Genomic DNA, 19,537 nt, shown 5'->3' with positions numbered 1-19,537 from the left:
TGAAGAACCGTGCCGTGAGACGATCGGCCCGCCGATGACGGTCTCGGAACGGCACGCCCCGCACCGCGACGCCATCCTCGGCCTGCTGGCGGCCACCGACCGCTTCCGCAGCGCGAGCGAGGTCCACGTGGAACTGCTCCGGCGCGGCAGCCGGGCCGGGATGACCACCGTGTACCGCGTCCTGCACCAGCTCGCCGAAGCCGGGGAACTCGACGTGGTCGTGCTCGGCGACGGCGCGCGGCGCTACCGCCGCTGCGGGCCGGCCGCCCACGACCATCTCACCTGTCGTCGCTGCGGTCGCACCGTCGAGCTACCCACGGGCTGGATTCATGACTGGGCGCAAACAGTGGCGGATCGGCACGGGTTCCGCGACGTCGACACCGTTCTGCAGCTGAGCGGCGTATGCCGCCGATGCGCCGTGTCCGCGGCCGGTGGCCAGCAGCGGTCGATGGCGCACGGGAAGCAGGCAGACACGCACTGAACGGCCAGCTTCGGCCCGTCGCGCCGGACGGCACATGGCGGGCCTGCGCACGACTCCGCAACTGGACCGCTCGGCGAGACGCCGCGTCCGAGCGCTTCGTTGCGAGCGCCGCTGGAGGCGATGTGCGTATGCCGCCGTCAGGGGCGTCGCGGTCAGCGGCTGCAGCGTGAGCAGGTGCCGAAGATCTCCAGGGTGTGGCCGACGTCGGTGAAGCCGTGTTCGGCCGCGATACGTTCGGTCCAGCGTTCCACAGCCGGGCCGCGGACCTCGACGGTGGCGTTGCAGGACCGGCAGACGAGGTGATGGTGGTGGCTGGCGCCGCAGCGGCGGAACAGCTGCTCACCGCCCGGCAGCCGGGTCACGTCGACCTCGCGGGCCTCCTGCAGCAGCTGCAGCGTGCGGTACACCGTGGTCAGGCCGACCTGCGCGCCGCGTTCGCGCAGCAGCGCGTGAAGTTGCTGCGGCGTGCGGAAGTCCGCGATCTCATCCAGGAGCGCGAGGACCTCGAAGCGTTGCCGGGTGTTGCGGGCGGCGCCGCTGATCATGTCATTCATGGCGACCCCAGCATATGTCGCGATGCGGGTTTCAGCGAAGGCGGCGCAGCGGCGGCAGTACCTCCCGGCCGAGCCGCTCGATGTTGGCGAGGGTCCGCGCCGGTTCGCCGGCCCCTTCGACCATGAGCAGCAGCCGCCGTACCCCGGTGGCGCCGATGGTCGCGGCGAGCCGTTGCACGCAGCGTTCCGGCGGTCCGACCGGGTGGATTGCGAGCAGGTGTTCCAGGTAGGCGGCGGGATCGCGGCGCGGCGGTGCGGTCCCGTCGATGCGCGGCGATCCGCCGGCGGCGGCGAGCCAGGCGGGCATCGTGCGGCGCAGCACCGTCTCGGCCTCCTCGACGGTGTCGGCGACGAAGGCAAGGTGCGTCGAGGCGTGCCCGGGCGGGGGAGTGCGGGTGCCGGCGGTGGCGTACCGATGCAGCATTTCGGCCTTTGCGGTGGTGTCGTCGTGCATGCCGAGCAGCAGCGGCAGACCCCGGGCCGCGGCCAGTTCGACGGTCGAGGACCCGGTGGCCGCGACCCACACCGGCGGCCGGCGCGCGGCGACCGGGACCATCGGGACCTCGCGGAACGCGAACCGGTCCCCGTCGCCGGCGATGGTGGCGGCGCCGGACAGCCCGGCCAGGAGCAGGTCGAGCGCGGCGGCGAACCCGTCGTGGTTGTAGCGGTCCAGGCCGGTACCGAAGACCTCCAGGTCCACCCACGGCCCGCCACGGGCGACGCCAAGGTCGAAGCGGCCGCCGGAGACGGCGTCGAGCAGGGCGGTCTCCTCGGCCAGGGCGACCGGATGCCGGTTGGGCAGGATCACCGCCGCGGTGCCGACCCGCAGCCGGCTCGTACGCCCGAGCAGGTGCCCGGCCAGGACCACCGCGGATGGGCACGTCCCGTAGGCGCTGAAGTGGTGCTCGGCCAGCCAGACGCCGTCGAAGCCGGCCCGCTCGGCCGCCTCCGCGTAGTCGACGGCGGCGCTGAGCGCACCGGCGTGGGTCAGGCCCGGGAACAGGCCGGCGAGCAGGAACAGGTCGATCCGCAGCGCCGGGCCGGGCGCCCCCGGCCCGGCGCCGCGGCCCGGTTCAGCAGTCACGCAGTTCCGGCGACTGGTTGAGCAGCTGCCCGCGCGGCGAGACGAACGCGCGGTACCGGTCGCCGCCGACGGCGGACGGCGCGAACGCCGCGACCCGGTGGCAGTTCTGGAAGGCCAGGGTCACGCCGAAGTGCCGCTCCAGGCCGCCCCGGATGGCGTCGCTGGCCAGGGCGCGCAGGAGCTGGCCGCGCTCGGCCTCGCTCGGCGGCGGGACGCTGTGGTCGGCGAACTCGCCGCTGCCGGTGTGCAGGTCGGCGACGACACCGCTGATGATCGTCCAGGCGTACGGGAGCGACTCCCGCACGCACGCGACGAACTCGGCGTCGTCGACCGGGCCGGCCTCGGCGCGCTCCAGCAGGGCGGTGGGGACGTCCAGGGACATGTGCTCCTCCTCGGTTCTCAGCGCGCGGCGACGGTCGCCGGCGCCAGGGTGAAGCCCGGGGCGATCTGGGCGGTCAGGTCGGTGCCGGCGCGGTCGTTGCCCCACGCGAGCGCGTTGCGGGTGTGGAACTCGGCGGCCTGCTCGGCGTACGACATCCAGTTCTTTGTGCTGGTGTCGAGCGCGGCCTTGAGCTCGGCCAGGGCGTGGGCGTTGGCGGGTTCCAGCTCGTCGATCGGCAGGTGCCGGCCTCGCTCGGCGGCCTTGACGAAGCCGGAGCGGCCGAACCAGCACAGGAGGTCGTCGCCGACCTCGGCCCGCAGGAAGGCCACGTCCTCGGCGTCGTCGACCTTGTTGCCGACCACGACGATGCGCACGCCGTGGTCGCGGGCGTAGCCGACGTACTGCCGGTAGACCCCGACGCTGCGCACCGTCGGCTCGCAGACGAGGAAGGTCAGGTCGAATCGGGTGAACAGGCCGGACGCGAACGAGTCGGCGCCGGCGGTCATGTCGACGACGGCGTACTCGCCGGGCCCGTCGGCCATGTGGTTGAGCAGCAGCTCCACCGCGCCGACCTTCGAGTGGTAGCAGGCGACGCCGAGGTCGTCGGCGGCGAACGGGCCGGTGACGGCGAGGCGCACGCCGCCGATGGTGCGCACGAGCCGTTCGTACAGCGGATTCGCCTCGGCCACGCCAACGATCCGCGAGCCGGGCCCGGGCGGTGTGGTCTTCAGCATCGCCGCGGCGGACGGGATGCGCGGGTTGTCGCCGCGCAGGTACTCCTTGATTTCGTCCAGATGGTCCCCGAGCGCGGGCAGCATGGCGGCCTCGTCGGGGTCGGCGCCGAGCGCGACGGCCAGGTGCTGATTGATATCGGCGTCGAAGGCCAGCACGCGCGGGGCGTCCCGGACCGCGAGGAGACGACAGAACAGTGCGGCGAGGGTGGTCTTGCCACTGCCACCCTTGCCGACGAATGCGGCTTTCACCCCTTATTGGTATCGGTTTCCATTTCCGGAGTCAAGCGGAACCGCCGAACGGCAACCGGTGGATACGACATGCAGATATGCGCTTGTGACAATAGATTCCGCTGGCTTGATCGGGGCGGCGTCCGTGACCTAAGGTCTTTCTTGGAAACGAATTTCATTACTGATTGCTGCAGAAGGTGGGCATAGAGTCGTGGTACGCCGAGGTGTGAGATGGTGGGGAGCCGGTGCCTTGTCGCTGGCGATGTTCCTGACCGCGTGCGGTTCGTCCTCGTCGGGGGAGCCGGCCGCGGCGCCGTCCGGCTCGGCGGTTTCGGTCGTCGCCTCGACGAATGTCTACGGCGACATCGTCAAGCAGATCGCCGGCGACCGGGCCTCCGTCACGTCGATCATCAGCAACCCTGACGCCGACCCGCACTCGTACGAGGCGAACACCCGGACCCAGCTGGAGCTGTCGAAGGCCAAGGTGGTCATCGAGAACGGCGGCGGCTACGACGACTTCGTCGACACCATGCTGAAGTCGGCCGGCGGCTCCCCGAAGGTGCTCAACGTCGTCGACATCTCGGGCAAGAAGGCCGCCGGCGGCGAGGAGCTCAACGAGCACGTCTGGTACGACCTGCCGACCGTGGAGAAGCTCGCCGACCAGCTCGCGGCCGCGCTGGGCGAGGCCGACCCGGCGGGCGCGCCGACCTTCACCGCCAACGCCACCACGTTCAAGCAGAAGGTCCAGCAGCTCCAGGCCCGGGAGACGGCGATCAAGGCCGCCCACACCGGCGCGGGCGCCGCGATCACCGAGCCGGTGCCGCTGTACATGCTGGAGGCGTGCGGGCTGGTGAACAAGACGCCGGACGAGTTCAGCGAGGCGATCGAGGAGGGCACCGACGTACCGGCGAACGTCCTGCAGGAGACGCTCGACCTCTTCGCGCACAAGGACGTCGCACTGCTCGCCTACAACGCGCAGACCTCGGGGCCGGAGACGGAGAAGGTGCTCAGCGCGGCCAAGGCGGCCAAGGTCGCCGTCGTACCGGTGACCGAGACCCTGCCCGAGGGCAAGGACTACCTGACGTGGATGGGCGACAACCTGACGGCGATCGAGACCGCCCTCAAATGAGCACCCGCACGACACCGGCGGTGACCGACGTCGCGCGCGCCAGTGCCCCGGCACTGGCGCTGCGCGACGCGGCACTGCGCTACGGCCGGCGCCGACTGTGGCAGGGACTGAACCTGCAGGTCGAGCCCGGCGAGTTCGTCGCCGTCCTCGGCGCGAACGGCTCCGGCAAGACCAGCCTCCTGCGTGCGGTCCTCGGCCTGCAGCCGCTGGACACCGGGACGCTGCTGGTCGCCGGCCACCCGCCCCGGCAGCACCGCGACGACGTCGGGTACGTCCCGCAGCAGCGCCACATCGATCCGCTGGTCCCGCTGCGCGTCCGCGACGTCGTCGGCCAGGGGCTCGACGGCCACCGATGGGGCACCGGCTGGCCACGGCCCGGCCGCCGCCGGCGCATCGACACCGTCCTGGCCGCGGTCGGCGCAACCCGGTTCGCGGACATGCCCATCGGCCTGCTCTCCGGCGGCGAGCAGCAGCGCGTCCGCATTGCACAGGCGCTCGTCGCCGACCCGAAGCTGCTGCTCTGCGACGAGCCTCTGCTTTCGCTCGACATGCGCAGCCAGCGCACCGTCACCGCCCTCGTGGACAGCCGGCGCCGGACCAGCAACACCGCCGTCGTGTTCGTCACGCACGAGATCAACCCGGTCCTGCCGTACGTCGACCGGGTCCTCTACCTGGCCGGCGGGCAGTTCCGGATCGGCTCCGTCGACCAGGTGCTCAACTCCGCCACCCTGAGCGAGCTGTACGGCATGCCCATCGACGTGCTGCACACCGGAGGAAGGATCATCGTGGCGGGCCTGCCCGAGACCGCGTCGGACGCGCATCACGCCCCGACCGATGTCACGAGTGCCGCATGAGCGCCACCGGCATCTGGCACCAGATCTTCAACTTCGCCGACTACCCGCAGCTGCTGGCGCTCGTGCACAACTCACTCATCGCCGGCGCGATCCTCGGCGTGGTCGGCGGCCTGATCAGCACCTTCGTCATGAAACGCGACCTGCCCTTCGCCGTACACAGCATCAGCGAACTCTCGTTCGCCGGCGCGTCGGGCGCGCTGCTGCTCGGCGTCAACGTCGTCGCCGGCTCCCTGTTCGGCTCGATCCTGGCCGCCGTAGTCATCGGCGCGCTGGGCACCCGGGCCCGGGATCGCAACTCGATCATCGGCGTGCTGATGCCCTTCGGCCTCGGCCTCGGGGTGCTGTTCCTCGCCCTCTACAAAGGACGGTCTGCGAACAAGTTCGGCCTGCTCACGGGACAGATCGTGGCGGTCGACACGCCGCAGCTGTCGTGGCTGATCGTGACCTCGGCAATCGTCCTGATCGGCCTGGCCCTGATCTGGCGCCCACTGAGCTTCGCCAGCACCGACCCCGAGCTCGCGGCCGCCCGCGGGGTGCCGGTGGCAGCGCTGTCGACGACGTTCATGCTGCTACTCGGCCTCACTGTCGCGATGTCCGTCCAGATCGTCGGCGCGCTGCTGGTGCTGAGCATCGTGTGCACGCCGGCGGCCGCGGCCATGCGCGTCACTGCCTCGCCCTTGCTCGTCACCCTGCTCAGCGTTGTTTTCGCGGTCGGCTCTATGGTGGGGGGCATTCTGCTCGCACTCGGCAGCACCATTCCGATCAGCCCGTACGTCACCACCATCTCCTTCACCATTTACCTGATCTGCCGGCTCGTCGGCGCGTACCGCAGCAGGCGCGGCTGGACGAGGGTGCCGAACGATGCCGCCCTGGATTCAGGCCCGGCGGTACCGACGCAGCAGATCGCCGGAGTCGGCCGATAGGCGCTCGACCAAGCAAGCTGCGTCAGGCCGCCGACGCGTGCAACGTCAGCGCCGCGGCGGTGGGCGTGCAGATGTCGCCGACCGAGATCCTCACGACAATCGGTCGGCAGTTGTGCCCCGAATCGGACGACGAGTTCCCGGTCGTGCAGTAGTGGAGTCTGCGAGGCGCCTTCGCACACGGCGACAGGTGGGTTTTGCCCCTGCTGGACATCGAGGTCCTCGCGACGCTGCCGGCGGCGATCGAGGAGGCGGCGCGGCATCTTGCGGCCGCGACGGCTACGAAGACGCGTTCCTGCCCAACGCCTGGTCCTGACCCCTCAAGGATCAACGCGGACACACACTCGCCGATTGTGGGGACTGAGATGATCTCAGCGAGGAATGCTGGCTGATTCGCAGCCCAGCGTTGCGCGGTCCCGGTCCCGGTCCCGGTCGCGTCGTGGGAGTCGTCTCCTTGTTCTCCCGATGCGGCTCGTGGCATCGACGGTCGTGTGGAAGCTGAGGTGCGCACGGCGGCGTGCACGGTCCGCGCGACGCTCACGTACATCCTCACGGCATCGAACGCCGTCGTCGCCACCCCGCGCTGGCATTTGGCGGTGGCCGCTGCCACTGTTACCTTGCCGGTGTCGTCGCCGGCGGCCGGAGCGCCGGGGGAGAGCGTCGAGTTCGATGCGGCGGGCGTTGGAGCGCGACGCGTCAGTCGATGCCGCTGGACTTCGTCCTGACCGTTGACACTGGGATCGACCTGAGCGGAGAGGGCTGTCGCGTGGATTCAGTCGCCCTTGCCACACTCTGGGGTGTCGAGCACGTCGAGCTGGTTCTGCTCCGGCATGGCCATCCCGTGCCGCTGGACGAACGTCTTCCGGCCCAGCGAGACGATCCGCCATTGAGCGGCATCGGAATCCGGCAGTCCGCGGCAGTAGCGGCTACGTTCCCAGCGGGCGCGATCGACGCCATATACACCAGCGACATGGCCCGCGCACGGCAGACCGCCGACGTCGTGGCGGCGGTGCAGGGGCTGTCACCGGTCGTCTTGCCGGACCTTCGTGAGATCGAACTGCCGGACACCGGCTCGCGTCCCCCGGGTGTCGCCGTCGAGCAGTGGGAATCGGCCGGTCGCGAGTTTCTCCACAGCGGACAATGGACAGCCTTTGCCGAGATCGGCGCGGTCCTTGCGTTCCGCCGGCGAGTGCGCCAGACGTTCGACCAGTTGGTTCGGCGGCACGGCGGGACGGCCCGGATCGTCGTGGTATGCCACAGCGGCGTGATCAACAGGTATCTCGCCGACGTTCTGCCGGTTGGCCGTGACTACTTTTACCGGCCTCTTCACGCGTCCATGGTCCGGGTTTGGTGCGACGCTCATCGAACCGTGTTGCACAGCCTCAATGAGACGGCGCATCTCGACCGCGAACTGCTCACGGGGTGAGCTGTCCGGCCGCGCCCCGCGACTCGGGTGCGCTGCAGAGCCTGCCCATGATCGTCGCACGCCCGAGGATGTGAACTTCGGCTCGGGCCCGCCGTCGTACTGACGACACCTGTGGCGAGGAGGGCCGAGGCTGCCCTGTGCCCGGCTGGCCGTACTCGCGACTCAGCGCGTACCGCCGATTCCGGCAAATCGGACAAATACGGCCTGTCTTCCTCGTTTTCGACCGATAGGTTGGTGAGGTCCGTATCGGGTGGATCACGGACCTTTTGTGGCGGCGATAGGCATCTACCATCGGCGATCATCGCATCGACATTCAAAGATCTAGAGATCGGAGAAGTGGTATCTGTGCGCCCTGATATCCCACCCGATTGCACGGTGCCTGGTCTGCTCGCCGCACGCGCCGCCGCCGACCCCCACCAGATCGCGCTGTTGCTCGACGGTGGCGCTGAGGGACCTCGCGAGGAGCTGACCTTCGAACGGTGGCTCCAGCGGGCCGAGCGGGTCGCGGTGTGGCTGCGCGACCACGGGGTGCGCACTGGCGACCGGATCGGCCTGGTGTTTCCCTCCGGCGGCTGGCTCGCGTACGCCGTGGCGTACTGCGGCGTGCTGCGGGCCGGTGCGGTAGCCGTGCCTCTCGGCGGGCACCTCGGCCCGGCGACCGTCGCGGCGATGCTTGACCGGGCACAGGTGACCGGCACCGTCTACTACGCCGAGGCGCCGGGCCCGGGCACACCCGGCTGGCGCTGCACCATTGAGGAGGTCGAGGCCTTCCCAGCGCCGCCGCAGGGCGACGTGCCCGCTGTGCACGCCGGCGACTTGGCCCAGATCCTCTACACCTCTGGCACCACCGGCGTGCCGAAGGGGGTGCTGGCCAGCCACGCCAACCTCACCCACGGTCTTGACCCGAGCGGCAGGCGCCGGCTGCTGGCACACTCCCGGCACAGCGTGCACGCCTTCGCGCTCGGCACCAACGCCGCCCAGGCCATGCTCGTACAAGCGCTCGTCTGCGCGCCCACGACGGTGATCGTCCCGAGGTTCGACGCCGACAGCTTTGCGGCCGCGATCGCGCGGCACCGCGCCGGCAGCGTCTTCGTCGTGCCTTCGATGGCGGCCGAACTGGTCGCCGCGAATGTTTGGCGGTATCACGATCTCAGCTCCGTGCGGCTGCTCGGCTCGACCGCCGCCGCGCTGCCCGCAGCGGTGGCCCGCGCGCTCGTCGAGCACCTGCCCGATGTGACCGTGACCAACTGCTACACCTCCACGGAGGCGGCGCCGGCCCAGCTGACGTTGGTGTTCGACCCGGAACGGCCCACCGCGGTCGGCCGCGCCGACCGGCCCGACGCGCTGCGCGTCACCGACGACAACGGCAGCTCAGTCGCGCGTGGGCGGGTCGGGCAGGTGTGGTTGCGCGGAGTGAGCGCCTCGCGGACCTACCTCGACGACGATGACGGATCCGCCGGGGGCTTCTCCGGCGGATGGGTGGCCATGGGCGACTACGGGTACCTCGACGACGACGGCTACCTGCACCTGATCGACCGCGCCGCCGATGTGGTCAAGTCCGGCGGGCTTACCGCTTCGACACTTCGCGTGGAGGCGGCGCTGTTCGAGCACCCGGCGATCGCCGAGGCCGCCGTCGTCGGGGTGCCGCACCCGATCCTCGGCCAGGTGCTCGCCGCCGCGGTGGTACCCGCCAGCGGACAGCCGCCGGTCAGCGATGCGCAGCTGCGCGCGTTCCTCACTGAGCGGCTCGATCGGCACGAGGTGCCGTCGGTCATCGAACGCGTGCCAGCACTGCCGCACAACGCCGGCGGCAAGGTATCCAAGGAGAGCCTCCGCCCCCGGCTCAGCCTCGGCGTCCGTAAGGGCGGCCCGGTCCCGGCCACCGAGACCGAGCAGGAACTCGGTGCGCTGTGGTCGCAGCTGCTGCGCACCGGCGCGGTCGGGCGCAGCGACGACTTCTTCGCCCTCGGCGGCGACTCGCTGCGCGCCGCCCAACTGGCCGCGCAGGCCACCGAGGCGTTCGGGCTGCCGGTGCCCAGCGCCCTCGCGTTCGACCACCCGGACCTCGCAGGGCAGGCCGCATGGATCGACGCCGTCCGCGCCGCGTCCCTCGACACGGTCAGATCCGAGCCGGTCCCGGCCACGCCCGGCGCCCTCAGCTCGCTGCAGCTGGAGCTGCTGCGTTGGATGGACCAGACAACCCCGGCCCGCGACGTCGGGCCTATGTACGTGTGCGTCGACGTGGAGGACGAGCTGGACCCCGACCTGCTGTGCGCCGGCCTCGCCGCGCTGGTGCACCGGCACGAAGCGTTGCGGACGCGGTGCGTACGCGGGGCCGGCGACGCCTGGCACGCCCTCGTCTTGCCGGAACTGGCGCCCGAACTGGTCGTGCTCGACGCCGCCCACCGGGGCGAAGGCGATCGGCTGCTGGCCCAGGAGCTGATCCGGCCCTTCGCCTGGAGGACCGGCCCGCTCGTCCGCGCGGTCGTCATCCGCCTGGCCCCGCAGCGGCAGCTCTTCGCCCTCGTCGCGCACCACCTCGTGGTCGACGGCTGGTCGTTCGGCATCCTGCTGCACGAGCTGGGCGAGGTGTACACCGCCGCGCGGGCCGGTGCCGCCCCGGTACTGCCCGAGCCGGCGCAGGCCGGCGAGGTTGTCGGCTGGCACCGGGCGCGTTGGCCCCAGGAACGCCGCTGGTGGCGTACCGCCCTGTCCGGCGCGCCCGGCGCGGTGGATGAGCTGCCCGGACGTCGCGCCGTCGCCCGCTACGCCGCAGCGAGCGTCGAAGTCGGCCTCGACACGGAGCTGAACACCGGCCTGCGCGGCGCGGCCATGACCCACCGCACCACCACGTTCGTTGTCGCCGCGGCCGGCTGGTTGGCGGTCCTGGCCCGGCACAGCGGCGCCGCGGAGCTGGTCGTACTCACTCCGGTCACCGGCCGGACCCTTCCCCGGTTCGAATCCGCGGTCGGCTGTCTGACCCAATCGCTGCTGATCCGGGTCACGGTCGGTGACAACCCCTCGTTCGCCACCCTGATCGCCCGGCTGCGCGACGGGCTCCTCGTCGCCACCGACCACCAGGCGTACCCCTTGGCGGAGTTCACCGAAGCCGTGCCGTATCCGGTGGAGATTCCGTTCAGCCGCTGGTCCGGGCACACCCACCTGCCCGGCCTCGTCTCTCGTGGGCTGGCCCTGCCACACGGGCTGGTTTGGCGCTGGCGGCTGCCCGGCCCGGACCAGGGTGTGCCGAAGCTGGAGCTGGCCGAGCACCGCGACCGCCGTCTCACCGGCCGGCTCACCTACAACCGGCATGCGGTCGACCGCCAACTCGCGCGCCGGCTCGGCGATGCGTTCTGCACGGTGCTGCGTGCCGCTGTCCACCATCCCGCCGCTCGCCCGGCGGACCTGCTCGATGAAACGAGGTTCCGATGACGCCCAACCGGCCCCTGTCGCCCGCGCAGCACGGCATCTGGTTCAACGAGCTGACGCAGCCCGTCGGCACGGTCTATCACCTGGCGCTGCGCGTGACCTTCACCGGCCCGCTCGACACCGCCCGGCTCGCCGCCGCGTGCGATGCCGTCGTGGCCCGCCACCCGGTGCTGGCGACCGCCGTGCGGCTCATCGACGGTGAGCCTGCCCTGGTGCCGGTGCCCGCGCCGACGCTGCGCCGGGTCACCGGTGCGGCCGCACTTGCCGAGGAGCTGACCCGTCCGTTCGCGCTGGACACCGGGCCGCTGTGCCGATTCACGCTGGACAACACGGATCCCGGCCGGCAGGTGCTGCTCGTCGTCGCCCACCACCTGGTCTTCGACGGCACCTCCAAGGACCTGCTGCTGGCCGATCTCGCCGCCGCGTACCAGGGCGAGGAGCTGCCGCCCCTCCCCGGGCAGGGACCTGACCCGTTCGGGCCGGAACTGGAGCCGGCCCGGGCGTACTGGCGCACCGCCTGGCAGGAGCCCGCCGAGGTGCTGCTACCCGGCGCGGTCACGGTCGCGGAACCGGCCGCGCCGGCCGAGGTCGTCGAAGTGCCGATCGACGCCCGGCTCGGCGCCGCATTGTCGGCCGTGGCCGACACGCTGGGCGCGACCCGGTTCGAGGTGCTGCTCACGGCGTTGCGTGCCGTCCTGCTGCGCTACGGCAACGATCCGGCAACGGTGGCCGTAGATCTCGATATCCGTACCGAGGCGACCCGCGGGCACATCGGTATGTATGTCAACCAGCTGCCGGTCACCGCAGCGTTGGACCCGCGCGGCAGCTTCCGAGCCGCCGTCGCCGCCACGCGCGAGAACCTACGGGCGCTGTACCGGCTGCGGCAGGTGCCGCTCAGCCGCGCTGTGTCCGCAGTACCCGCCGGGCTGGCGCTCGCCCCGATGTCGGTGAGCTACCGCCGCCAGCACCGCACACCGTGCTGGCCCGGCTCGACGACCGTCGACGTGGACTGGGCCGTGTTCAACCAGGCCGGCCGGCGCACCCTGCACCTGCAGGCGGTCGACGGCCCGGACCGGCTGCGCGTAGGACTGCATTTCCGGCCGGCGGGCCTGGCCCGCGGCACGGCCGTCCGCGTCGCCGGGCACCTGCGGGAGCTGCTCGCCGCGGCCACCGCCGAGCCGGACCGGAGCCTCGCCGAGCTGCCGGTGCTCACCGCACAGGAGCGGGACGAACTACGGGCGTGGAACCACACCACGACCGCGTACCCGGACACCAGCACCATCGACGAGCTGATCACCGCACGGCTGCGCGACAACCCCGGCGCGGTGGCCGTCGAGTCCGACGGGCCCGACCGCGTCCGGCTCACCCGCGGCGAACTCAACGCCCTGGCGAACCGCTTCGCACACGAACTGCGGGCATACGGCGCTGGGCCCGGCCGCCCGGTCGGGGTGCTCGCCCGCCGCGGTGCCGACCTCATCGTCGGGGTACTCGCCGTGCTCAAGGCCGGCGCGGTGTACCTTCCGCTGGACCCGGACCAGCCCGACCCCCGGTTGTACCAGATACTCGCCGACTCCGGCGCCGAACTCGTCCTGTGCGCCAGCCAGCTCGCCCCTCGGCTGGCAGGCGCCCCGGTGCAGGCGCGCGCCCTCCTGCTGGAGCAACCGCCCGCCGGACAGCCGGACACCGACCCGCCGCCACAGGCGGTGGCGGCCGATCCGGCATATCTCATCTACACCTCCGGCTCCACGGGCGCACCGAAAGGCGTGCTCAACAGCCACCGCGGGATCTGCAACCGGCTGGACTGGATGCAGCGGGCTTTCCCGATCGACGCCACCGACGCGGTGCTGCACAAGACGCCGATCGGCTTCGACGTGTCGGTCTGGGAGCTGCTGTGGCCGCTGCTCGCGGGCGCCCGGCTGGTGCCGGCCACCCCCGGCGGCCACCGCGACCCCGGGTACCTGCACGACGTCATCAACCGGCACCGGGTCACCACAGTCCACTTCGTCCCGTCGATGCTCGCCGCGTTCCTCGAGGAGCCCGGTGTCGAAGACTGCACAAGCCTCAAGCGCACGATCTGTTCCGGTGAGGAGCTGACACCGGCTCTCGCCTCGGTCTTCCTCGCCCGGATGCCCGGCGAGCTGTACAACCTGTACGGCCCGACCGAGGCGGCAATCGACGTCACCGCCTGGCACTGCACCCCGTCCGCAGTGCAGGCGGCGGCGCGGCTGCCGATCGGGCACCCGATCCAGAACATGCGGCTGGCCATCGTGGACGCCTGGGACAACGACGTGCCGGTCGAGGTGGCCGGTGAGCTGCTGCTGGCCGGGCCCGGCGTCGCACTGGGCTACCACAACCTGCCGGCGCTCACCGCGCGGCGGTTCGTGACCGACCCCGGCGGCCCGCCCGGGTCGCGGCGGTACCGCACCGGCGACCTTTGCCGCTGGCGCGCCGACGGCACCGTGGAATACCTCGGACGCATCGACCGGCAGCTCAAGCTGCGCGGCACCCGTATCGAACCGGTTGAGATCGAGGCCGCGTTCAACGCCCACCCGGCCGTTGCACAGGCCGCGGTCACGGTCACCGGCACCGGCGACGAGCGACGCCTCGTCGCAGCCGTGACGCCCGTAGCGGGCACCGACACCACCGGGCTGCCGGCCGATCTCCGCGCGCACCTGGCCGCCCGGCTGCCCGAGGCGATGGTCCCCACCCACATCGCCGTGTTCGACACGATGCCGCTGACCGCCAACGGCAAGCTCGACCACACCGCCATCGCCGCGGCGTCCACCACGCGCCCGGCCGCCGCGCCGCCGGCACGCATGTCCCGGCCGGTCGGCGGCACCCCTGACGAAGCCATGACCGAACAGATCAGAGCGATCTGGGCCGAGGTCCTGGGGGTGCCCGACGTCGGTCCTGACGACGACCTGTTCGACCTCGGCGGGCATTCGCTGACCGTCACGCAGATCGCCGCGCGGATGCGTCGGCGGCTGGGCATCGACCTGCCGCTGCACGCGTTCTACGACGCGTCCACCATCTCCGGCTTGCTCGCTGTGGTGGGGAGGCGATCGGCATGAGCGCACCCACCGAGACCGGTATCCCGCTGTCCTGGCAGCAGCAGCGGCTGTGGTTCCTGCACCAGCTGCAGCCCAACGCCACCGACTACCACATCGCGCTGGCCCGCCGCCTGCACGGCCCGCTCGACGTCGCAGCCCTGCACACTGCGCTGACCCACCTCACCGCCCAGCAGGACATCCTGCGCACCCGCTACCCGGCGACGGACGGCGTGCCGCACCAGGTGGTCGATCCGCCCGGGCCGGTACCGCTGGAACACACCGACCTCAGCGACCTGTCGGCGGACCGGCGGGAACCGGCCGCCCGACGGCTGCTGGTAAGCCGCATCGAGACCCCGTTCGACCTGGCCCGTACGGCACCGGTGCGCTGGCTTCTGCTGCGCTTGGCGCCCGACGAGCACGTGCTGTGCTTGATCCTGCACCACATCGCCGGCGACGGATGGTCGCTCGGCGTCCTGTGCGACGAACTGACTGAGGCGTACCGGGCGGCCCGCAGCCGCGGCGAACCGCCGCCGCGGCCCGCCGTGCAGTACGCCGACTACGCACTGCGCCAGCGCGACAGCGAGCCCGAGCAGGCGCAGCTGGGATATTGGCGGGCGCGGCTGGCCGACGTCACGCCGCTGGACCTGCAACCAGGCCGGGAACGCCCACCCGTGCGCACGGGCCGCGGCGCCGTGCTGCGCCACACCTTGCCGCGAGAGCTGTGCGAGGCGGTGGCGGGCCTCGCCCGCGGCCATCGGGTGACCCTGTTCATGACGGTGCTGGCGGCGTACCAGTCTGTGCTGGCCCGGCACAGCGGTAGCGCCGACGTGTGCGTGGGTACCCCGGTCTCGCTGCGCGACAGCGAGGAGCTCGAGCCGCTCGTCGGCTGCTTCGTCAACACACTCCTGCTGCGCGGCGACCTGTCCGGCGCTCCGGGCATGGCCGAGTTGCTGCGCCGCACCCGGGACGCCACGCTCGGCGCGTACGACCATGCGGACCTGCCCTTCGATCGGCTCGTCCGCGACCTGGACCTGCCGGTGGACCTCAGCCGCACCCCGGTGTACCAGGCCATGTTCCGCCTCGACCCGGCCGGTGACACGGTGCTCACGCTGGACGGGCTCACCATCTGGCCGTTCGAGCTGCAGCACCGCACCGCGCAGACCGACCTGACCCTCGAGGTCACCTGGGGGGTGGACGGCGGCGCGGCCTGGGCGGACTTTGTCTACGACCCGGCGGTGCTGACCGAGTCGACTGTGGAGGCGATCGCCAAGCACCTCACCGAATTGCTCGCCGCCGGCTGCGCCGACCCGCATGCACCGCTGCCCGGGCTGTCCGACCGGCTGCGGGCGACACCCGTGCCACGGCCGTCCACGGTGGACATTGCACGGCCCCGGGAGGCGCCGCAAGGACCGGTCGAGACGGCGCTCGTGAAGTTGTGGGCCGAGGTGCTCCAGGCGGGTCCGGTCGCCGCCACCGACGACTTCTTCCACCTCGGCGGCCACTCGTTGCTGGCGATCCGGCTGGTCGCCCGGATGCGTTCCGTGCTACCGCCCGGCACCCGGCCGATCAGTGTGATCGATGTGTTCCAGCAGCGCACCATCCGGCGGATCGTACAGCTCGCCACGGGCGAGGCGCCGGCCCACAGCGGCGAGTTGCTGCATGAGCTGACCCCGCCGGGAGTCGCCGGGCGCCGTGCGATGACGCTGGTCTGTGTGCCATACGGCGGCGGCAGCGCCGTGGTGTACCAGCCTCTCGCCGAGGCGCTGGGCACCGACTGCGCGCTCTACGCGGTGGCGATTCCGGGCCACGACCCCGGCGTGCCGGCCGACCCGCTGCCCCTGGACGAGGTGGCCCGCCGGTGCGTGGCCCAGATCCAGTGCGACATCACCGGGCCGGTCGTGCTGTACGGGCACTGCGGTGTCGGCGGCGCGCTCACCGTCGAGATCGCCCTGCAACTGCAGCAGGCCGGGCGGGAACCGGAGGCGGTCTACCTCGGCGCCACGTACCCGTTCGCCCGCCCGCCCGGCCGGGTGCTCGGCGCGCTGGCCCGCCTTGCCGGACGGGAGCGACTGCGCAGCGGCAAGATCCTCGCCAACTGGCTCACGTCGATGGGCGCCGACCTGGGCGGACTGGACCGCGAGCAGATCGAGTTCATCGTGCGCAACATCCGCCGCGACGGCGAGGCCGCCGAGCGGTTCTACTCCACGCGGCTGGCCGAGCACCGCACCCCGCTGCGCTGCCCGGTCATCTCCGTGGTGGGGGAGCGGGACCCGGTCACCGAGTACGCCCAGGAGCGGTACCGGGAGTGGCATGCCCTTGGTGTGCGCACCGCGCTCGTCGTGCTGCCCGAGGCCGGACACTTCTTCCTCAAGTATCGGGCGGCGGAGCTGGCGCAGATCGTCACCGGCACGCACACCGCCCTCGCCGTCGGCACACTGCGGGCCGATCCCACGCCGCACGCGCGATGGTGGGTGGCCGGCATCTCGGACGCACCGGACGGTGCGACGGGGGTACGGCCCAGCATGGTTCGCTTCGTGAGCGTCGCGGCCGGCCAGTTGGTGTCCATCGCGGGCTCGGCGATCACCGACTTCGCCATCCCGCTGTGGGTCTATCTCCGCGTCGGCTCACTGACCCAGTACGCCATCCTGGCCGTCCTGGCGATCATGCCGGGCGTGCTGGCCGCACCCCTCGCCGGCGTGGTGGTGGACCGCGGCGACCGTCGTCGCGTCATGCTCGGCGCCGACCTGCTCGCGGGAGGCGCGGTCGGCACGGTCGCGCTGCTGTACGCCACCGGCACGCTGCATCTCGGTTTCGTGTACGTGCTGGTGGCGTGGTTGTCGATCGCGCTGACATTCCAACGCCTGGCGTACGCCTCCGCGGTGCCGCAGTTGGTGCCCAAGCGATACCTCGGTCATGCCAACGGCTTGGTGGAGATGTCCACCGGCCTCGCGCAGTTCCTCGCCCCGCTGCTGGCCGTCGCGCTGGTCGCGGTCGTCGGGCTGGGTGGCGTGCTCGCCGTGGACCTGGCCACGTTCGCCGTCGCGGTCGGCACAGTGCTCGCGATCCGGTTCCCCGCCGCGATGGCGTACCAACGCCGAGAGTCGCTCGGCGCGGAGATGCTCGGCGGCCTGCGTCACGTCGCAGCCCGCCCGCACGTGCGCGCGATGCTCGGCTACTTCGCCGGGCAGACGGTCTTCCTGTCCGCGCTCATGCTGGCGATCAACCCGCTCGTCCTGTCGTTCGCCGACCTGTCCCAGGTGGCCGCGGTGGCCGTGTGCGGCGGCATCGGCGCCGCGCTGGGCGGGCTGGCGATGACCGTGTGGGGCGGCCCCGTGCACCGCCGCATGCGCGTGGTCGTGCTGGGCACTGTCGTGCAGGGCGCCTTCGGCGTCCTCACCGGGCTGCGCCCGTCGGTGGCGCTGGTCGCCGTAGGGCTGGCCGGGATGCTCGGCATGCTGGCCATCATCCGCGGCACGTACGGCACCATCGTGCACACCAAGGTGCCGCAGCGGCTCCAAGGCCGTGTCTTCGCGGTCAACCAGATGATCTCATGGTCGACCATCCCGCTGGGCTTCGCGGTCCTGACGCCGCTGTGGGCGCACGTCTTCGAACCCATGCTTCGTCCAGAAGGGGCACTGGCCGGCTCGCTCGGACTGCTCGTAGGCACCGGACCGGGGCGTGGCATCGGGCTGATGTACGTCGTTTTCGGCCTCGTCATGGCCGTGTCCAGCATGGTGTGCCTGCGGGTCGGCAGGGTGGCCCGCTTCGACGACGAAGTCCCCGACACCGAGCCGGACGACCTGCTCGGCCTGACCGGACACCACACCAGGGAGGCAGCGCGATGAAGCTCGTCGTGGCCAGCAACAGTGCCCCGCGCTGGCACCAGCGCAACGGGCTGGAGCCGCGCTCACCGGGCGGACTCGTTCCACTGCTCGTCGGCTTGCTCGGTGAGCACGGCGGCGACTGGGTCTGCACCGTGCCGCCCGGAGAACCCGACCGCGGCGGCGAGCCGATCCGGCTGCCCGGCGACGTCACCATCCACCAGGTGTACGAGAAGCCCGACGTGCTCCAGGAGCACTACCTGACCATCGGTGTCCGGTTGATGCTGTGGCTGTTCCACTACCTGTTCGACACCGGGGCCGAGCCGGTGTTCGACGCCCGGTTCACCCGCGCGTTCGCCGCCTACGAGCGGGTCAACCGCGCGCACGCCGAACGGCTGCGCAAGGTGTGCACCGGAGCGGACGACGAACTGTTGCTCATCAACGACTACCACCTGTTCCTGGTGCCGGAGATGCTGCACGACGCCGGATCGCATCGGTTCGGACAGATGGTGTACTTCCACGGACTGCCCTGGTGCGAGCCGCAGTACTTCGCCCTGCTGCCCGCGCCGTTGCGCGACCGTATCCTCACCAGCCTGCTGCACTGCGACGTGGTCGGCTTCCACGACTCACGCTGGGCGCGTGCGTTCATCGCCTGCTGCGAACGGTTCCTGCCCGGCTGCCGGGCCGGCGGACACGACGTGCAGTACGCCGGTGGCAAGACGCGTGTCGTGGTCGCGCCGTTCCCGCTCGATGTCGCGGTGCTGGACCGGATGCGCACCGACGAGCGTACCCTGCAGTGGCAGGAACGGCTGGCCGGACCCGCGGCCGGCCGGAAGGTGCTGGCCCGCGCCGACCGGCTGGACCTGTGGAAGAACCAGCCCCGCGGGTTCGCCGCGTATCGCGCCCTGCTGGAGCGGGAACCGGGCCTGGCCGACGAGTGGTGGTTCTGCGCGGTGGCGTCCACGCCTACCCGGGGAACCGAACGCAGCGAGGCCTATCAGCAGCTGTGCGAGTCGCTCGTCAACGACATCAACGACACCTACGGCAAGCCTGGGCGCCCGGCCGTGTCGCTGGTGTATCCGGACGCCGCGAGCACCCGCAACTGCGTAGCGGCAGCACTGAGCACCGCATCCGCCACGCTGGTCAACCCGACCCTCGACGGGATGAACCTCGTCGCCAAGGAGGCGCTCTACCTCGCCGAGTGGGCACCGACGTTGCTGTCGGTCAACGCCGGCTCCTACGAACAGCTCGCCCCGTACGTGCTGCCGGTCCAGCCGTACGACGTGCTCGCCACCGCCGACACGCTGCGCTCGGCGATGCGCGGCACCGCCGCTATCCCGAACCCGGACCGTCGCGCCGCGCTCGTGGCCACATTGGCCGGTCAAGGCCCCGCCGGGTGGCTCGCTCAGTTGACCGACCGCTGACATACCGCACCTTTGGAGGCA

The 19,537-nt window shown here is 71.5% G+C and carries 13 protein-coding genes; 9 read left to right on the top strand and 4 right to left on the bottom strand.

Annotation, left to right across the window (positions count from 1 at the left end; all coding sequences use genetic code 11):
• Positions 1-34 precede the first annotated feature (34 nt).
• Complete coding sequence (locus ACQPY0_RS34805) at positions 35-481, top strand: Fur family transcriptional regulator (RefSeq protein ID WP_432970289.1); 447 nt, start codon at positions 35-37, stop codon at positions 479-481.
• A gap of 152 nt (positions 482-633) precedes the next feature.
• Here ACQPY0_RS34805 and ACQPY0_RS34800 read toward each other — a convergent pair whose 3' ends face one another.
• From ACQPY0_RS34800 to ACQPY0_RS34785, 4 genes are read right to left on the bottom strand one after another with little or no spacing between them, the layout of a single operon-like run.
• The gene (locus ACQPY0_RS34800) at positions 634-1,035 is read right to left on the bottom strand and encodes a Fur family transcriptional regulator (RefSeq protein ID WP_432970286.1); all 402 of its coding nucleotides are present in this window, start codon (positions 1,033-1,035) and stop codon (positions 634-636) included.
• Between the two features lie 31 nt (positions 1,036-1,066).
• The gene (locus ACQPY0_RS34795) at positions 1,067-2,119 is read right to left on the bottom strand and encodes an LLM class flavin-dependent oxidoreductase (protein ID WP_432970283.1); all 1,053 of its coding nucleotides are present in this window, start codon (positions 2,117-2,119) and stop codon (positions 1,067-1,069) included.
• The gene (locus tag ACQPY0_RS34790; RefSeq protein WP_432970280.1) at positions 2,109-2,501 is read right to left on the bottom strand and encodes an SCO5389 family protein; all 393 of its coding nucleotides are present in this window, start codon (positions 2,499-2,501) and stop codon (positions 2,109-2,111) included. The genes ACQPY0_RS34795 and ACQPY0_RS34790 overlap by 11 nt, the downstream gene beginning before the upstream one ends.
• 17 nt (positions 2,502-2,518) lie before the next feature.
• Positions 2,519-3,484, bottom strand: coding sequence for an ATP-binding protein (locus tag ACQPY0_RS34785; protein ID WP_432970277.1), 966 nt, complete (start codon positions 3,482-3,484; stop codon positions 2,519-2,521).
• A 229-nt stretch (positions 3,485-3,713) separates the two neighbouring features.
• On the opposite strand from ACQPY0_RS34785, the gene ACQPY0_RS34780 reads away from it, so the two are divergent.
• From ACQPY0_RS34780 to ACQPY0_RS34745, 8 genes are all read left to right on the top strand, one after another.
• The gene (locus ACQPY0_RS34780) at positions 3,714-4,592 is read left to right on the top strand and encodes a metal ABC transporter solute-binding protein, Zn/Mn family (RefSeq protein ID WP_432970274.1); all 879 of its coding nucleotides are present in this window, start codon (positions 3,714-3,716) and stop codon (positions 4,590-4,592) included.
• Entirely contained in the window at positions 4,589-5,446 is an 858-nt protein-coding gene (locus ACQPY0_RS34775; RefSeq protein ID WP_432970271.1) for a metal ABC transporter ATP-binding protein, read from the top strand. Before ACQPY0_RS34780 ends, ACQPY0_RS34775 begins: the two co-directional genes overlap by 4 nt.
• On the top strand, positions 5,443-6,369 hold the full coding sequence (locus ACQPY0_RS34770) for a metal ABC transporter permease (RefSeq protein WP_432970268.1): 927 nt from the start codon (positions 5,443-5,445) through the stop codon (positions 6,367-6,369). The genes ACQPY0_RS34775 and ACQPY0_RS34770 overlap by 4 nt, the downstream gene beginning before the upstream one ends.
• Positions 6,370-7,069: 700 nt before the next feature.
• Positions 7,070-7,792, top strand: a complete 723-nt coding sequence (locus ACQPY0_RS34765) for a histidine phosphatase family protein (protein WP_432970265.1) — start codon at positions 7,070-7,072, stop codon at positions 7,790-7,792.
• A 375-nt stretch (positions 7,793-8,167) separates the two neighbouring features.
• Positions 8,168-11,224 carry an AMP-binding protein gene (locus ACQPY0_RS34760; protein ID WP_432970262.1) on the top strand — a complete coding sequence of 1,019 codons (3,057 nt, stop codon included), beginning with the start codon at positions 8,168-8,170 and terminating at the stop codon, positions 11,222-11,224.
• The gene (locus tag ACQPY0_RS34755; protein ID WP_432970259.1) at positions 11,221-14,292 is read left to right on the top strand and encodes a non-ribosomal peptide synthetase; all 3,072 of its coding nucleotides are present in this window, start codon (positions 11,221-11,223) and stop codon (positions 14,290-14,292) included. The genes ACQPY0_RS34760 and ACQPY0_RS34755 overlap by 4 nt, the downstream gene beginning before the upstream one ends.
• Complete coding sequence (locus ACQPY0_RS34750) at positions 14,289-18,116, top strand: MFS transporter (RefSeq protein ID WP_432970256.1); 3,828 nt, start codon at positions 14,289-14,291, stop codon at positions 18,114-18,116. Before ACQPY0_RS34755 ends, ACQPY0_RS34750 begins: the two co-directional genes overlap by 4 nt.
• Positions 18,113-19,516, top strand: a complete 1,404-nt coding sequence (locus ACQPY0_RS34745) for a trehalose-6-phosphate synthase (protein ID WP_432970253.1) — start codon at positions 18,113-18,115, stop codon at positions 19,514-19,516. Before ACQPY0_RS34750 ends, ACQPY0_RS34745 begins: the two co-directional genes overlap by 4 nt.
• The last annotated feature ends 21 nt before the right edge of the window (positions 19,517-19,537 follow it).

Source organism: Dactylosporangium sp. CA-233914, from assembly GCF_050942935.1.
Classification (GTDB): domain Bacteria; phylum Actinomycetota; class Actinomycetes; order Mycobacteriales; family Micromonosporaceae; genus Dactylosporangium.
The sequence above is the reverse complement of the archived record's forward strand: the minus strand, read 5'-3'. Positions and strand labels throughout refer to the sequence as shown.

What these genes read in the sequence shown, in the direction of transcription:
- ACQPY0_RS34805 (WP_432970289.1), top strand. Translation starts at nt 35, where the DNA reads ATGACGGTCTCGGAACGGCACGCCCCGCACCGCGACGCCATCCTCGGC.
- ACQPY0_RS34800 (WP_432970286.1), bottom strand. Translation starts at nt 1,035, where the DNA reads ATGAATGACATGATCAGCGGCGCCGCCCGCAACACCCGGCAACGCTTC.
- ACQPY0_RS34790 (WP_432970280.1), bottom strand. Translation starts at nt 2,501, where the DNA reads ATGTCCCTGGACGTCCCCACCGCCCTGCTGGAGCGCGCCGAGGCCGGC.
- ACQPY0_RS34775 (WP_432970271.1), top strand. Translation starts at nt 4,589, where the DNA reads ATGAGCACCCGCACGACACCGGCGGTGACCGACGTCGCGCGCGCCAGT.
- ACQPY0_RS34770 (WP_432970268.1), top strand. Translation starts at nt 5,443, where the DNA reads ATGAGCGCCACCGGCATCTGGCACCAGATCTTCAACTTCGCCGACTAC.
- ACQPY0_RS34765 (WP_432970265.1), top strand. Translation starts at nt 7,070, where the DNA reads ATGCCGCTGGACTTCGTCCTGACCGTTGACACTGGGATCGACCTGAGC.
- ACQPY0_RS34755 (WP_432970259.1), top strand. Translation starts at nt 11,221, where the DNA reads ATGACGCCCAACCGGCCCCTGTCGCCCGCGCAGCACGGCATCTGGTTC.
- ACQPY0_RS34750 (WP_432970256.1), top strand. Translation starts at nt 14,289, where the DNA reads ATGAGCGCACCCACCGAGACCGGTATCCCGCTGTCCTGGCAGCAGCAG.
- ACQPY0_RS34745 (WP_432970253.1), top strand. Translation starts at nt 18,113, where the DNA reads ATGAAGCTCGTCGTGGCCAGCAACAGTGCCCCGCGCTGGCACCAGCGC.